Genomic DNA, 15,859 nt, shown 5'->3' on the forward strand with positions numbered 1-15,859 from the left:
CAAAATGGAGGATTTAATTCAACAAGATACAGCCATTCAAAAACCAAAATGGATCCGCGTAAAATTGCCGACTGGTAAGAATTACCGCGAACTGAGACATTTGGTAGATAAATATAAGCTGAACACCATTTGCCAAAGTGGAAGTTGTCCAAATATGGGCGAATGTTGGGGCGAGGGAACCGCGACGTTTATGATCCTAGGAAATATCTGTACAAGAAGCTGCGGATTTTGTGGTGTGAAAACCGGAAAACCTTTGGATGTGAACTGGGACGAACCGGAAAAAGTGGCGCGTTCTATCAAATTAATGAAGATCAAACACGCTGTTTTAACTTCTGTTGACCGTGATGATCTGAAAGATATGGGTTCGATTCTATGGGGCGAAACGGTAAACGCGGTCCGTAGAATTTCTCCCGGGACGACGATGGAAACTTTGATCCCGGATTTCCAGGGCATCACAAAGCACCTTGACAGAATGGTAGATGTGGCGCCAGAAGTGATCTCTCACAATATGGAAACTGTAAAACGTTTGACCAGAGAAGTAAGGATCCAGGCAAAATACGAAAGAAGTCTCGAAGTTCTGAGATATTTGAAGGAAGCGGGACAAAACAGAACCAAAACTGGCGTCATGCTAGGTCTTGGCGAAACAAGAGACGAGGTTTTCCAAACGATTGAGGATATCAGAAACGCTAATGTGGATGTGATCACGATGGGTCAATATCTCCAGCCAACCAAAAAACATCTTCCTGTGAAGAGTTTTATCACGCCGGAACAGTTCGACGAATATGGAGATTTTGCAAGAAGCTTAGGTTTCCGTCATGTGGAAAGTTCACCTTTGGTAAGAAGTTCTTATCACGCAGAGAAGCATATTCATTAAGATTAAATTCAGATTTAAAATAAAAAAAGACTCCTATATGGAGTCTTTTACTTTTTGTTCTACAGGTTGTATGTTTTCGGTTTTGTTCATATTCTCCACTTGTTGTGGGATGAACATCATGTAAGCAAAATATCCTAAAAGGAATACAACTACCACAATGATGATAGCCATCATCGGGCCTTTGTTGGTTTCGCTGTCTGGTTTTGGAATGTCTGATCTCATAGTTTGGATTTTTTTAACCTATTGCAAAACTAGTGCCTGAATGTTATTTAAATAATTTTCAAATTATTAATTTATCATCTATAAAAATTACGAGGTGTAATTGGCTAAATTATATGTTTTTTAAAATTAACCCTCTATATTTGCAGGGTTAAAAATTAAATTTATAAAAATGAAAATAGAGAAACGCTGGGTTATTTCTTTTGTTGTCATCAGTATCATTGCGATTGCAGCACTTTTCTGGCCAGAACAGACTTCTTTACCGCTTCCGGGAACTTTTCTTGGTGAAGACAGTATTGTAGGAGCCGACGTTGCTTGGATTTTAGCTTCCTCCGGTTTGGTTTTGTTGATGACACCTGGACTTTCATTTTTCTATGGCGGAATGGTCGGGAAGAAGAATATGATCTCTACAATGCTTCAAAGCTTTATTGCTTTGGGTGTGATCAGTATTTTGTGGGTTGTAGTTGGTTTCAGTTTGTCATTTGGAGAATCTATTGGGATTACGATCAATGGCGAACATTATGGTTTGATAGGAAACCCAACCACCTATCTATTTTTCAACAATGTGGGTGTTTTGCCACACAGCAAGATGGCTTCCACTGTTCCTTTTATTCTTTTTGCCTTATTTCAAATGAAATTTGCCGTCATCACACCAGCTTTGATCACGGGTTCTTTTGCAGAACGCGTCAGATTTATTTCCTACTTACTGTTTATGGTGTTGTTCAGTTTGATCATCTACACACCGCTTTGTCATATGGTTTGGCATCCGGACGGTTTGTTGAACAAATATTTCGGAGTTAAGGATTTTGCGGGTGGAACAGTGGTTCATATGAGCGCAGGATTCGCAGCTCTGGCTGGCGCAATGATGATTGGCAAAAGAAAAAATCCACACCACGAACCTTCGAATATTCCATTTGTCATCCTTGGAACTGGAATGCTTTGGTTTGGCTGGTTTGGTTTTAATGCTGGTTCTGCTTTGGCTGCGAATGCGACCGCTGCGATGGCTTTTGGAACCACAACGATTGCATCAGGAACCGCAATGTTATCTTGGATATTTTTCGATAGAGTCAATGGAAGAAAAGTTTCTGCTTTGGGTGCTTGTATTGGTGCGGTTGTCGGTTTGGTGGCTATTACGCCTGCTGCAGGTTTTGTGACGATTCCGCACGCTATTTTTATCGGATTTATTTCAGCGATTGTTTCAAATCTGATGTGTCACTGGAAACGTCTGAAAAAAGTAGACGATACCTTGGACGTCTTCGCTTGTCACGGTGTTGGTGGAATTATGGGAATGATTCTAACAGCGATTCTGGCGCAAGGTGAGAACGCCAGTCTTCTCCACGGAGGCTTCGAGGTTTTTGCGCATCATATGATGGCTTTGGTATTGGTTTCGGCATTCACATTCTTAGGCTCATTGATTTTATATAAACTCACGGATATGATAATTCCACTAAGAGTTGCAGAAGATTCCGAAAACATCGGTTTGGACCTGTCGCAGCACGATGAGAGTCACGCATAAAGTATGCTGTAATGCATATTTGATTTTGATATGAAGAAAACCTCACTTTTTAAAGTGGGGTTTTTATTTAAGATTTGGGCAGCTTAATCCGCCTTCCACTCCCGCTTTTTTTGTTGTTGCGAATGACGTGATGCCGTTAGTAGAACTTTTCTAGAATCGCAACAACAAAAAAGAGCTCCGTTCAAGTCGGGCTGCGCTTCGCAAAGTAGAATATTTGTTTATCAATCCAAATTTTCTCCACATAACACACCCAAAATCCGCCGAAAAATCTCTAAATTCGTGTCTTAAATTTTTTATGAGATGACGAAATTCGGAGTGGATGCGGCCAGTTTTTATGTGCCTTCTTTATATTTAGAAATCAAAGACCTTGCAGAGAAAAGAGGAATCGAACCAGCAAAATTGGAGAAAGGTCTGGGCCTTCAAAAAATGGCTTTGCCAGATGTTCACGAAGATGCAGCAACGTTTGCTGCAGAAGCTTTACTCAAATTAATTCAAGATTACAATCTCAATCCTAAAGAAATCTCTAGAGTTTACCTCGGAACGGAAAGCTCATTGGACGCAGCAAAACCAACTGCAACCTACGCGGTTCAAATGGTGGAAGAATTCTTAACAGAAGAATTTGGTGAAAGGGTTTTCAAGCACTGTGACGTTGTTGATATGACGTTCGCTTGCATTGGAGCTGTGGATGCTTTGCATAACGCTTTGGATTTCGTAAGAGCAAATCCAACAAAGAAAGCGGTCGTCATTGCCAGCGATTACGCGAAATACGAATTGGCTTCTTCAGGAGAATATACGCAAGGCGGTGGCGCTGTTGCCTTATTGGTTTCAGCCAATCCGAAATTAATCGAGATTGATAACAATTGGGGTGTTGCCACGGAAAGTGTTTTCGATTTCTTCAAACCGAGACGTCATTTTTCTAAAGGCGATTTCCCAACTGCTCCGGAGAATTTCCCTGACAAAATTGAAGTGTTCACAGACGAACCTGTTTTCGATGGTCAATATTCAAATGTTTGTTATCAGGACAGAATCCGTGAAGCTTATGAGCATTACAAAGAACAGACTTTCACCGTAAGACCTTATGAAAATTGGCGATATTTGATTTTCCATTTACCTTACGCTTTCCACGGGAAAAGAGTCTTCACCGAAATTTATAGTTTAGAAAATCACCTGGATTATTCGGATGCAGAGAAACAAAAAGCCATCGCAAAATCCGAAGATTATATCAATTTCATTAATGAAAAAATAGAGAAATCTCAACGCGCATCTTCTGAGATTGGAAATATGTACACGGCTTCTATTTTTATGGCGTTGCTGTCAGCGTTGCAAACTTCATTTAGCGAAAATGAGGATTTGTCAGAAAAAGAAATTGGATTCTTGGCTTACGGAAGTGGCTCCAAATCGAAAGTTTTCGTCGGCAAAGTTTCCCCAGAATGGAAATCCATCGTTGAAAAATGGAATCTTTTCGAGGAACTGAAAAACAGGTTACCAATCGATTTTGAGACTTACGAAAAACTACATCGCAAACAACTAGATTTTTCGGTTAACCAAAATTACAAAGGTTTTGGATTGACTAGAATTGAAAAAGAAAGTCCGGTTCTAAAAGGCGCAAGATATTACAGTTATCAGAAATAAAAATTGGTTAACCACATAGAAACATAGATTTTTATTTTTCAAAAACTAAAATAGATATGCCAGCTATTTCTACCTTATTAGCTAAATTTTTAATTTTAAAATAATCTATGTGCCTATGTGGTTCAAAACGAAACGTATAAAATCGAGAACGAGCAGAAATTTCTGCTCGTTCTCTTTTGAAAATCTATAACTAACTACTAACTTAATTCAAATTATTTTTCTGTTCTGAAATATTTTCGGCGTCACGCCTTCCACTTGTTTGAACACCCGAATGAAATAATTCGTATCCGAAAATCCAGTACTGAAAGCCGTTTCACTCACCGAATTCTGCTGATTCAATAATTCTTTCGCCTTTTTAATTCTCTCGTGAATGATAAACTCATTCGGAGAAAGTCCCAATTCCTGTTTGAACATCTTGAAGAAATTCGATTTGCTGACATAAGCCATCTTCGCAATCGCATCAATCGATAATTTCTGATGAAGATTCTTCTTGATGAAATCTGCGACAAAACCAATTCTCGATTGAGTCTTCAACGTATTTTTCTCAACCAAGTTTCTCGCTTGCGTCTGCATCAATCGGATTAATAATTCCTTCAAAGCAAAATCTGCAATCACATCTTTGTGAGAATTGTCGTCCATCGCAATTCTCATAATGTTGTTCGTCGCAGATGCTAGAGCTTTACTATTAAGCAAATAAAACTCGTCAAAAGAAATATTCCAATGCGAAGAATCATCGATTTTTGTGGACGTGAAATTTAGATTTTCCAAAGATTCTTTCACAAATTCAGGATTCAAAGTCAAAGAAACGCATTGTGCTGGCTGAACATCAGCTTCCGGAAAATCAATCACCATTGTTTCGCCTGGCGCCACCAAAACACTTTCTCCAGGAAGATATTCGAAGTAGTTGCTCTTATCCTGAAGCTTCATCCATTTCTTTCCTCGCAACATTCCAGTGAACGCCAGATGCTCAAAATGCAGTTTCACATCGTAAGCCGTCTTGTGCGTTTCATAGACACTGAGTTCACAATTATTTAAACTGAATTTGGTTTGATTTTCTACCAACGTATTCAATTTGTTTTCGTGCGTCAGGCTTGGTTTGTTAAGTTGAAAATGATTTGGATTCATAATTTCAAGATTTGTAACATCCTGTTTTTCAAATATAAGATTTATTTATGACTTCAGCTCTTAAATTTTGTTAAGGACTTATAAACTATTATAAATGTAGGATTTTACTGTTTATTTGGAGGATTGTGCTATAATTCTTGTTGTATTAGTAATTAATTTAGCATTAATCAAATATTAATTCAGTATTAATAAAACCAAATATTATTATGAGTACAACAGCAGAACAAACACAAAATTCAACCACTTTGGCTTGGCCAGAATTCAAATCAAAATATGATAATTACATCGGCGGGAAATTTGTACCGTCAGCAGGCGGACAATATTTCGATGTGATTTCTCCAATCAACGGACAGGTTTTCACACAAGCCGTTCATTCCAACAAGGAGGATTTAGAGAATGCCGTCAATGCTGCATCAGAGGCTTTCAAAACTTGGAAACTTACCTCTGCAACAGAGCGAAGCGTCATTCTAAATAAAATCGCTGACAGAATTGAAGAGAATTTGGAATATATCGCAACAGTTGAAACGATTGATAATGGTAAAGCCGTGAGAGAAACTCTGGCCGCTGATATTCCTTTGGCGATTGACCATTTTAGATATTTTGCTTCGGTAATTAGAGCAGAAGAAGGTTCACACAACGAGTTGGACAAAGACACCGTTTCGTTGATTGTTCACGAGCCACTTGGTGTGATTGCACAAATTATTCCTTGGAATTTCCCAATCTTAATGGCCGTTTGGAAACTAGCTCCCGCTTTGGCCGCAGGAAATTGCGTGGTGTTGAAACCAGCAGAAAGCACGCCAGTTTCTATTATGGTTTTAATGGAATTGATTGGTGATTTGCTTCCAGCAGGTGTGGTGAATATCGTCAATGGTTTCGGAGCAGAACTAGGAAGAGCGTTGGTTACGAATCCAAAAGTCAACAAGGCAGCCTTCACAGGTTCTACAGTGACTGGACGAATGGTAATGCAGTATGCGACAGAAAATATCATTCCGGTGACTTTAGAGTTAGGAGGAAAATCACCTAACATTTTCTTCAATTCCGTGATGGATGCGGATGATGAATTCTTGGATAAAGCTGTAGAAGGTGCTGTAATGTTTGCCTTAAATCAAGGTGAGATTTGTACTTGTCCTTCGAGATTGTTGGTTCAGGAAGATATCGCAGACGCTTTCATTGCGAAAGTGATTGAAAGAACAGAAGCCATCAAAATAGGAAATCCATTGGACAAAACCGTGATGATGGGAGCGCAGGCTTCGAAAATCCAGAAAGATAAAATTATGGGTTACCTGAAACTCGGTAAAGAAGAAGGTGCGGAAGTTCTGACAGGAGGTGAAGTGAATGAAATTGAAGGTTTGGAAGAAGGTTATTACATCAAGCCAACCATCTTCAAAGGAAACAACAGAATGAGAATTTTCCAGGAGGAGATTTTCGGACCAGTTGTGGCATTCACGACTTTCAAAGATGAGGCAGAAGCTTTGGAGATTGCGAATGATACAATTTATGGTTTAGGAGCGGGTGTTTGGACGCGTGATGCACATCAGTTATACAATATCCCGAGACACGTGGAAGCGGGTAGAGTTTGGGTGAATCAATACCACGCTTATCCTGCTGGTGCGCCTTTCGGAGGTTACAAACAGTCGGGAATTGGTAGAGAAAATCACAAAATGATGCTTGACCATTACCGTCAAACCAAAAATATGTTGATTTCTTACGATAAGAAAAAATTAGGGTTCTTCTAATCTTAATGTTTTATAATTAAGTTTAAGACTTATCAATACTCTGAACCCGACAGATTTTTTTGTCGGGTTTTTGCTTAACTTTAAAATAATAATGCGCAAAAATATTATGAGCTGGCTCCAGAGGAGCGAACTATTGGTAGCAAAAAGGTAGCAACCAAAATAGCAAAGCTCCAGAGGAGCGACCCATCAACCGGCATTATTATTTATTAATTTTAAAAATAAAAGAAATGGAAACTAAAGATAAAATCTCAAGACTATCCGTCACCGACGAGGCGATGGAAGTCATTTGGGAACTCGAGAAAAAACACGGTGAACTGATGTTTTATCAAGCGGGTGGCTGTTGCGAAGGCACACAACCACAATGTTTCGAGAAGGGTGGATATTTTCCGAGAATGAACGATGCAATGATTGGAACCATCAACGGATTCGAGTTTTGGATAGACCGCGACCTTTTTGAATATTGGAAATATTCGCATTTTACATTGGATGTTTTAGAAGGTTGGGGACCGGGCGGATTTTCTTTGGAAACGCCTTTGGGAAAGACTTTCAAAGTTCATTACAGGCTTTTCACGGCGGAAGAATTGGAAAACCTGGAACCGATAAAGCGAAGTGAATAGATTGTAGAATCGTGACATAGCCCCGATAGGAACGGCATCCTTTTTTGCTTTTTGTACCAACTTTCTTTCGAAGACCAAAAGTTCTGAAAGCAAAAAAGATATAGTGGATAGCGGGATTAAGCTCCTAAAAAATCAAACGGTTTCTACTTTCACGAACTTTGAGACAATCATACTTGCCAGAATATTTCCCACGGAGTTGAGAACGGTTGCGAGCGGGTCTACCAAGGTGCCGATGATAATTACCGCTGGAACGACGTCGGGCGGGATTTTGTAAACCGAAATCATCAGCATTTCGCCTATGTAACCGCCATTCGGGATTCCGCCGGCGACTGCGCTGACGAAAACGGTGATGCCGAGCGCCATTATGAGATTCATTGGTTCGAAGAAATTCCAGCCCAGGAGTTGGAACGCGACGTAGATTTTGATGATGGAGGAGATGGAGGAGCCGTTTTTGTGAATCGTAGTTCCAATCGGAATCACGACGTTGGCGATGGATGCGGGGACGCCCATTCTTTTGGCAGACTCGATGGCTACGGGCATCGTCGCCAGACTGCTACACGTGCTGATGGCAGTTGCGGTCGGCAAAAGACTTTCTTTCCAAAAGGCTTTCACGCCGTTTCCACCTTTCCAAACGAAGGCGTAAAGACTAAAAAATACGATGAAATAAATGGTTCCTGCAATGTAATAAAGTCCCAAAGGCTTGGCGTAAAATCCGAAAAGTTGTGGTCCAATCGTGCCAACTTGATAGGCAAAATAAGCGCCTAATCCGACGGGCGCGACTTTCATAATTAATAGCAAGAGCTGTTTCATCACTTCGTTTCCGGAGAGGATGAAGTTTTGAAAAGCCTTTCCCATTTCGCCAGATTTTCTGATGGAAATCCCGACCAAAAAAGAAAAGACCAAAAGAGCGAGCATATTTTGTCTTGAGAATAAATGATAGAACTCGCTGACGGTGAAAAATCCTACGATTTGGTCATTGATACTGGTATTATTTTGAATGTTTTCTGATATGGTTTCGCTAATGTTTTTTGGTGCTTCAGTTGGGAAGAAATAAACTAAGATAATGCAAAATGTAGCTGAAATCAGGATGAAGCTGAGGAAAGTCAAAACCATTGTTCCGATGATTTTTCCCAATTGATTTTGTTGTTCGATGCCTGAAATTGCGGAGACAATCGCAAAAAACACGAGTGGAATGACCGTAACGAAAAGTAGGTTGAGGAAAATGTCACCGATTGGTTTTAAATAAACCACAAAATCCGGTGTAAAAATCCCAACGAGACTTCCGATGAAAATCCCGATGAGAAGCAGGATGATGTTGCTGTAGTTTTTCCAGAAAGATGATTTCATTCCTCAATTTTAATCAAAGATAAATATAAAAATGTTTGGAATTTTATTTAAAAACCTAATTTTAGAATTGAATTATTCCCGAAATTTGTTCTTATGAAAACAGCAGTTCTAATCACCATCGGAGACGAGATTCTCTCAGGAAATACCGTTGATACCAATTCTAATTTCATTGCCACACAACTTAAGGAGATTGGTGTGAAAGTGACTTCCATCTTCACGATTCCTGATGATGAAAGTGCGATTGTTTCGACTTTGGGAAAAGCGTTTGAGATGGCAGATGTGGTTTTCACGACTGGTGGATTGGGTCCTACGAAAGATGATATTACCAAGAAAGCTTACGCTGAGTTTTTCCAAGACGAATTGATTTTTTCTGATAAAGTCTACGAACATTTGCGTGCTTATCTCGAAAAGCGAAACCGACTTTGGATTTTGGAACACAATAAAGAACAGGCAATTGTCTTGTCGAAAGCTGAGGTTTTTCTTAATCATTTCGGGACAGCGCCTTGTATGGTTTTGGAGAAAAATGGTACGTTTTGTTTCAGTTTGCCAGGCGTTCCTTACGAGGTGAAACCTTTGGTGAAAGACCAAATCATTCCATCTTTGAAAGAGAAATTGTCATTAGAGCATATTGTGACGAGAATCGTTTCCGTTGTGGATGTTCCGGAAAGTATTCTGTCAGAAAATATTGAAAGTTGGGAACTGGCTTTGCCGAAACATATTGCGCTCTCTTATTTGCCAATCGGAACACGAGTGAAATTAAGATTGACCGCTTCCGGAAGTTCTCAGGAATTATTAAATCAGGAATTGGAAACTGAAATTCAGAAATTAATGCCAATCATCGGTGAAAATATCATCGCTACACACGAAGATAAAATCGAGAAAATCCTCGGCGAATTGCTGAATGACAGAAAGTTAAATATTTCGGTTTCGGAAAGTTGTACGGGTGGAGAATTGTCTAGATTAATCACTTCAATTACAGGAAGTTCGAAATATTTTATCGGCGGAATTGTGAGTTATGCCACCGAGAAAAAAGTTGATATTCTGAATGTCAATCCAAAGACAATCGAAGAATTTACCGTTGTGAGTGAGCAAGTAGCTTCTGAAATGGCGAAAGGTTGTCAGGAATTATTCGAAACTGATATTGCTGTTTCTACCACTGGTGTTGCTGGCCCTGGAAAAGGCGAGGATGGGAAAGATGTGGGAACAGTTTTTTATACGATTAGAATTGGCAATGAAGAAGTGACCTCAAAATTGTTTTTGCCACACTTGGAAAGAATTGATTTTATGAACTTCGTTTCTCAGAAAGTGGTGCAGGATATTGTTTCGTTGCTCATTGAAAAATAAGAAATTGATTTTCTTTTTGCCAATTCTAAAGTCAAATATGAATCAATTGATTTTCTTTTTTGCCCCAACCCTAAAGGGAGAAAGAAAATCAATTGACTCCCTTTAGAGTTGGGGAAATCAATTGATTTTTAGTTGAGATTATTTCAGAATTTCTTTAAGAAAAGTCAACGTGTGATTCCACGCGCGTTTCGCCATTACTTCGTTGTAATCTGGAGATTCCGGACTGGTGAAAGTGTGTTTAGAATTGGCGTATGTGATGATTTGAAAATCTGTTTTTCCGGCTTTCAATTCCGCAATCAGATTGGTCATATCTTCAGGTTTTACGCTTTCGTCGTCGGCTGGATGTTCTACGAGAACTTTAGTTTTGATGGGAACATTCAGTCTGTCATTGCCTTTGGCCAAACCGCCGTGAATGGAGATGACGCCAGCAACAGGAATTTGAGCTCTCGCCGTTTCCAATGCGCCCGTTCCACCGAAACAATATCCGATAACCGCAATTTTATCTGGATTCGCACCTTGTTTTTTCAATTCTTCCAAAGCCAGAGCAATTCTTTTTTGATACGCTTTGTAATCTTGCTTGTAAGTTCCTGCAATCTTTGAAGCCGAAGCATTGTCGGTCGGGATATTTCCTTCACCATAAATATCAGCGATGAAGGCGATGTAGCCTTGCTTTTCCAATTCTATCGCAGAGTTTTTAGCTTCATCATCGATGCCTTTCCAAGCTGGAAGAATCAAAACGCCGGGAAGTTTTTTTCCTGCATTTGAAGTGACTAAACCATTCAATTTTTGAGTGCCATCTTGATAAGCGACGGATTTTAATTTTTGGGCTAATGGGAGTTGCATTCCGAGGAACACAGCGAATAATGTGAGTGAGAGTTTCATATTTAAGATTTTGTTTGATTAATTTTCTTCTGCTTGAAGACGTTCATAAGATTCATTAAAAGTACAACTAAACTGAATACCACGAGCTGAATTCCAACATAATGCCAACCGCCAAGTTCCCAGCATTTGAGTCCGATGAAAGTTCCCAAAGCGCCACCAACAAAGTAAGAAGTCATATAAATCGTGTTGATTCTGCTGTTCGCTTTTTCATCAAGTCTATAAATCAATGCAACATTCGTGACTTGGATGGATTGAACGCCAACATCAATGAAAATGACGGCAAGAATGATTGAAATCAAATAACTCGGAAATAGAAAAATAACGACCGAACCCGCCAACAGAATAACACTTGCAATCAATTGTGTGTATCTGGAATCGCCTTTGTCAGACGCTTTTCCAATCAATGGCGCAACCAAGGCACCAGCAATTCCCAACATTCCGAAAAGTCCAATCGTGTCTGAACTATAATTGTAAGGTTTTTCAACCAACAAAAATGTCAAAGTTGTCCAAAACGAACAGAAGACAGCAAATGCAATTCCGCCAAGCAAAGCCATAAACCGCAATTGTGGAAATCGCTTTAGTTGATAAAACGACGACGAAATCAATTTAAAATAAGATTCTTTGAACGTCGGTTTTACACTCGGCAATTTGAAATAGACAAATGCCAAAGAGAAAACCGTGAATCCAGCCGAAAGATAATACACCATTTTCCAACTGCTCCATTCCGAAATATAACCGCTGAAAACCCTTGCCATCAATATGCCTACGAGAATTCCAGTGAATATTATTCCGACATTTTTCCCTTTTTCGTTGCCTGATAATTCCGCCGCCATTGGCAAAATAACCTGAGCCGCGACCGCCGTCAATCCCAATAATAAACTGAATAAAAAGATGAAATAGTAATTTGAAACCAACCCAATCGCTATCAAGACAAAGAATAAAGTTCCGAGTAAAGTCAGAATCAATTTCTTGCGGTCAACTTTATCGCCCAGCGGAACCAAGGTCAAAAGTCCAGCGCCATAACCGACTTGTCCGAGTCCGACCATAATTCCCATTTTACTTTCAGGAACGCGGAAACTTTCAGCGATTTGATGCAGAATGGGCTGAGCAAAATAAATATTGGAAACGCTAATTCCCGCGACGACAGCCATTCCCAAAACCTGACCTTTGCTCAGTTGTGATTGTACTTCTGACATCGCTTATTTCGAAGCTTGGTTAAGGATTTCCAAATCTTCAGAATCTAAACTCAATTTTGGCGCATCGAAAATGGTTTGCAACTGTCGTTCGCTCGTCGCACTTACGATTGGAGCAGTGATTAACGGATTTGCTAACAGCCAAGCTAACGCCACAGTTGCAGGTTGAGATTGATGTTTTTCGGAAACTTTGTCAAGCGCGCTCAAAACCGCTTTTCCTTTGTCATCAAAATATTTCTTGATGCCGGCGCCTCGGGTTGTTTTCTCAAAATCTTCTTCGGTCCTGTATTTTCCGGTTAAGAATCCTGCGGCCAAAGACCAGTATGGGAAGGCACTCAATCCGTATTTTTCAATTAATGATGTGTATTCCGTTTCGAATTTTTCTCTCTCCACCAAATTGTAATGAGGCTGAAGCGCAACATATTTCGGCAAATTATTTTTCTCAGCAACTTCAAAAGATTCAATCAATCTTTCAGGCGAAATATTCGAACCGCCGATATATCTTACTTTTCCCGCTTTGATGATTTCGTCATATGCAGAAAGCGTTTCTTCAACTGGCGTTACTTTGTCATCAAAATGTGTGTAATACAAATCGATGTGGTCTGTCCCGAGACGTTTCAGAGATTCGTCCACCGATTTCAGGATGTGTTTTTTACTGATGTCAAAGCCGTGTTCTTTGGTTTCGGAACCCACTTTTGTGGCGAGAACGATGTCTTGTCTGTTCTTTTTTTCCTTCATCCATTTTCCGATGATTTCCTCGGATTGCCCGCCTTTTCCGTTCACCCACCAAGAATAAGTGTCTGCTGTATCGATGAAATTAAATCCACCTTCTTCAAATTTATTCAGGATATTGAATGATTCTTTCTCGTCCAAAGTCCATCCAAAAACATTTCCTCCAAAGTTAATTGGAGCGATTTCTAAGTCTGTATTTTTAATAGTTACTTTTTTCATTTTAATAATTATTTTTTTGAACACAAAGTCCACAAAGTTTTAAATTTCAATTTAGTGTTTCAAGTTCACGAAGCCGTAAAACTTATATAAGCGAAGCGCCTTTGTGAACCTTAAAATTGACATTGTTTTTATAGTTCTTTGTGAGCTTCGTGTTCAATATTCTATTTTATGGTTTTAAAAATTCTTTTACAGGTTTGATGAATTGGTCAAAAACCTCAATGTGTGGAAGATGTCCCACATTATCGATTTCTACCAGTTTCGAACCTTTTATTTTTTGTTGAGTAGCTTTTCCCAATAGGTCGTATCGTCCCATCGTTTCAGCTATTTTTGGGTCTTTTACATTATTTTTTCCAATCGCCGTTCTGTCTCGCGTTCCGATAATTAATAAAGTTGGAACATTCAAATTTTGAAATTCATAAACCACGGGTTGAGTGAAAATCATATCCGAAGTTTTTGCGTTTACTAATGCGACTTTAGGATAATCTGGCGCTTTTGTCCAGCCTGTCAAAAGATAAACCCATTCATCATATTCCGGTTTCCATTTGTTGTCGTAATAGAATCCATTCTGATATTTTTTCGTCGACTCGTAGTCAGCTTTCAGTTCGGTTTCGTAATTTTTATCGATGGAAGTATAAGGCGCCACCAATTTCCAATCTTCCAGTCCGATTGGGTTTTCGAGGATTAATTTCTCAACCGTTTCTGGGTACATCAATGAAAATCTTGTCGCGACCATTCCGCCCATCGAATGTCCGAGAAGATAAATTTTATCAATTTTTAATTCATCCAAAACAGCTTTTGTATTTTGAGCCAACTGCTGAAATGTGAATTGATAATCAGTAGGTTTTGATGATTTTCCGAAACCGATTTGGTCTGGAACGATTACTCGAAATCCTTCTTTTGTCAAAGCGTCAATCGTCGTTTTCCAATACGCACCATTGAAGTTTTTGCCGTGAAGCAGAACCACGGTTTTTCCATTCGTTTTATTTGGTTTGATGTCCATATAAGCCATTTTCAAATCCTGATTTTGGCTTTTGAAATTCAGAAAACTGACTTTGTATGGATATTCATAATTCGTCAACATAATATCCAAAACAGGCCGATTTTCCTGAGCGGATAAATTGATTGATAAAATCAGAAAAGCTATTATTTTTATTAATTTCATAATTTAATTTTTGATGATTAATGAGCTGAAGCTGGTCGATATCTTTCCCAATACCAAAGCAATCCACCCAGATAAATCGAATGTATCAATTGCGCTTCAATCGCGCTCCAATTTTCCACAGAGGCACTTCCGAAAACCAAAAGTCCCATCAACGCCAAGCCAGCATAAATTGTGTATTTTGTTTGATAGCCAATTAATAAAACCAATCCAATCAGAAATTCTGCAATCGGAATAAAATACCCGAAAGGCGTTAGCAAACTCTCAGGAATCGCGGATTTCTCCATCGATTTTACCATTCCATCCGTGAAGGCTTGTAATTTTGGTAATCTTACCAGGCCGTGACCAAAAATGGAAAGTGCGATGGGCAATCGTAAAAAGAAATAGGTGGTTTTGAAGTCTTTCATTGATTTATTTTTTCAGATAATTGATAATCCCAATCACGTCATCTTTCCCAAAACCTTCGTCATTGGCTGATTGATAAGTTTCTATCAAAGTCTTTGTTAAAGGAAAATCGGCGCCTGCATCTTTAGCAAGCAAAATATCTTTTAACATCAAATCCAAAGCAAATGTCGGTGCATAGTTTTCTTCCGTCAATAGAGGCGTTTTCACCTTCGTAGCGCCGCTTCCGCTCGCACTTTCATTAATGATGTCGAGCATATCCGAACGATTGATTCCCTGAGATTCTGAAAATAAAACCGTCTCTGCCAAACCTTGATAAATGTTTGCTATAAAGTAATTGACTGATAGTTTCGCCGCCAAGCCTTTTCCATTTTCACCCAAATACTTGATGCTTTTTCCTAATTTATTTAAATAAGGTTCAGCACGTTTCACATCTTTTTCATCGCCGCCAACCATTATAATCAATGTGCCGTCTGTTGCTGGTTTTGTGCTTCCTGCAACCGGCGCGTCCAGAAGGGAAGCTTCTTTTATTTTTAAAGCTTTTGCAATTTCACTGGAAACTTCCGGCGAAATGGTACTCATATCAATGAATAATTTTCCTGTAATATCAAGTGATAGAATCTCTTCATAGACGGCTTTTACAGCCTTGTCATTTGTAAGAATGGTGAAGATGATGTCACTGTTTTCAACCAATTCTATTATGCTTTCGGCGATGTTTGATTTGTCTTTGAAGTCTTCTGCTTTTTCGATGGTTCTGTTGAAAACGGATAAATCAAATCCAGCTTTCTCGAGATTCTTTGCCATCGGATGGCCCATATTTCCAAGACCTATAAATCCTATTTTTTCTGAACTCATTCTTTTA

Annotated in this window: 15 protein-coding genes; 6 read left to right on the top strand and 9 right to left on the bottom strand. The window is 39.2% G+C overall.

Annotation, left to right across the window (positions count from 1 at the left end):
* Positions 1-4 precede the first annotated feature (4 nt).
* The gene (gene lipA / locus BMW39_RS01760) at positions 5-874 is read left to right on the top strand and encodes a lipoyl synthase (protein WP_034976741.1); all 870 of its coding nucleotides are present in this window, start codon (positions 5-7) and stop codon (positions 872-874) included.
* 33 nt (positions 875-907) lie between these two features.
* Here lipA and BMW39_RS01765 read toward each other — a convergent pair whose 3' ends face one another.
* On the bottom strand, positions 908-1,096 hold the full coding sequence (locus BMW39_RS01765; RefSeq protein ID WP_034976743.1) for a hypothetical protein: 189 nt from the start codon (positions 1,094-1,096) through the stop codon (positions 908-910).
* Positions 1,097-1,265: 169 nt separating this feature from the next.
* Here BMW39_RS01765 and BMW39_RS01770 point away from each other — a divergent pair, with 169 nt between their 5' ends.
* Both BMW39_RS01770 and BMW39_RS01775 read left to right on the top strand, forming a co-directional pair.
* A complete protein-coding gene (locus BMW39_RS01770) occupies positions 1,266-2,609 on the top strand; it encodes an ammonium transporter (RefSeq protein ID WP_034976744.1) in 1,344 nt (447 codons plus the stop codon).
* 300 nt (positions 2,610-2,909) lie between these two features.
* Complete coding sequence (locus BMW39_RS01775) at positions 2,910-4,241, top strand: hydroxymethylglutaryl-CoA synthase family protein (RefSeq protein WP_034976745.1); 1,332 nt, start codon at positions 2,910-2,912, stop codon at positions 4,239-4,241.
* 207 nt (positions 4,242-4,448) lie between these two features.
* On the opposite strand, the gene BMW39_RS01780 is transcribed toward BMW39_RS01775, so the two are convergent.
* On the bottom strand, positions 4,449-5,366 hold the full coding sequence (locus BMW39_RS01780) for an AraC family transcriptional regulator (RefSeq protein WP_051879971.1): 918 nt from the start codon (positions 5,364-5,366) through the stop codon (positions 4,449-4,451).
* 206 nt (positions 5,367-5,572) lie between these two features.
* On the opposite strand from BMW39_RS01780, the gene BMW39_RS01785 reads away from it, so the two are divergent.
* Positions 5,573-7,102 (top strand): aldehyde dehydrogenase family protein, encoded by a 1,530-nt coding sequence (locus BMW39_RS01785; protein WP_034976747.1) that lies wholly within the window; start codon positions 5,573-5,575, stop codon positions 7,100-7,102.
* A gap of 227 nt (positions 7,103-7,329) precedes the next feature.
* Entirely contained in the window at positions 7,330-7,719 is a 390-nt protein-coding gene (locus tag BMW39_RS01790; RefSeq protein WP_034976748.1) for a DUF779 domain-containing protein, read from the top strand.
* 132 nt (positions 7,720-7,851) lie between these two features.
* Here the strand turns inward: BMW39_RS01790 and BMW39_RS01795 are convergent, their stop codons facing one another.
* Positions 7,852-9,066, bottom strand: coding sequence for a dicarboxylate/amino acid:cation symporter (locus BMW39_RS01795; protein ID WP_034976749.1), 1,215 nt, complete (start codon positions 9,064-9,066; stop codon positions 7,852-7,854).
* Between the two features lie 93 nt (positions 9,067-9,159).
* On the opposite strand from BMW39_RS01795, the gene BMW39_RS01800 reads away from it, so the two are divergent.
* A complete protein-coding gene (locus BMW39_RS01800) occupies positions 9,160-10,410 on the top strand; it encodes a CinA family nicotinamide mononucleotide deamidase-related protein (RefSeq protein WP_034976751.1) in 1,251 nt (416 codons plus the stop codon).
* Between the two features lie 138 nt (positions 10,411-10,548).
* Here the strand turns inward: BMW39_RS01800 and BMW39_RS01805 are convergent, their stop codons facing one another.
* The 6 genes from BMW39_RS01805 to BMW39_RS01830 form a co-directional block, all read right to left on the bottom strand.
* Complete coding sequence (locus tag BMW39_RS01805; protein ID WP_034976752.1) at positions 10,549-11,292, bottom strand: dienelactone hydrolase family protein; 744 nt, start codon at positions 11,290-11,292, stop codon at positions 10,549-10,551.
* Between the two features lie 2 nt (positions 11,293-11,294).
* On the bottom strand, positions 11,295-12,488 hold the full coding sequence (locus BMW39_RS01810; protein WP_034976753.1) for an MFS transporter: 1,194 nt from the start codon (positions 12,486-12,488) through the stop codon (positions 11,295-11,297).
* 3 nt (positions 12,489-12,491) lie between these two features.
* Positions 12,492-13,436 (bottom strand): aldo/keto reductase, encoded by a 945-nt coding sequence (locus BMW39_RS01815; RefSeq protein WP_034976754.1) that lies wholly within the window; start codon positions 13,434-13,436, stop codon positions 12,492-12,494.
* Between the two features lie 166 nt (positions 13,437-13,602).
* Positions 13,603-14,598, bottom strand: coding sequence for an alpha/beta fold hydrolase (locus tag BMW39_RS01820; RefSeq protein WP_034976755.1), 996 nt, complete (start codon positions 14,596-14,598; stop codon positions 13,603-13,605).
* Positions 14,599-14,615: 17 nt separating this feature from the next.
* On the bottom strand, positions 14,616-15,002 hold the full coding sequence (locus BMW39_RS01825) for a MauE/DoxX family redox-associated membrane protein (RefSeq protein ID WP_034976756.1): 387 nt from the start codon (positions 15,000-15,002) through the stop codon (positions 14,616-14,618).
* 4 nt (positions 15,003-15,006) lie between these two features.
* Positions 15,007-15,852: an NAD(P)-dependent oxidoreductase gene (locus tag BMW39_RS01830; protein WP_034976757.1), complete on the bottom strand. Its 846-nt coding sequence runs from the start codon at positions 15,850-15,852 to the stop codon at positions 15,007-15,009.
* Positions 15,853-15,859: the final 7 nt, after the last annotated feature.

The organism is Epilithonimonas lactis (assembly GCF_900110605.1).
Classification (GTDB): Bacteria; Bacteroidota; Bacteroidia; order Flavobacteriales; family Weeksellaceae; genus Epilithonimonas; species Epilithonimonas lactis.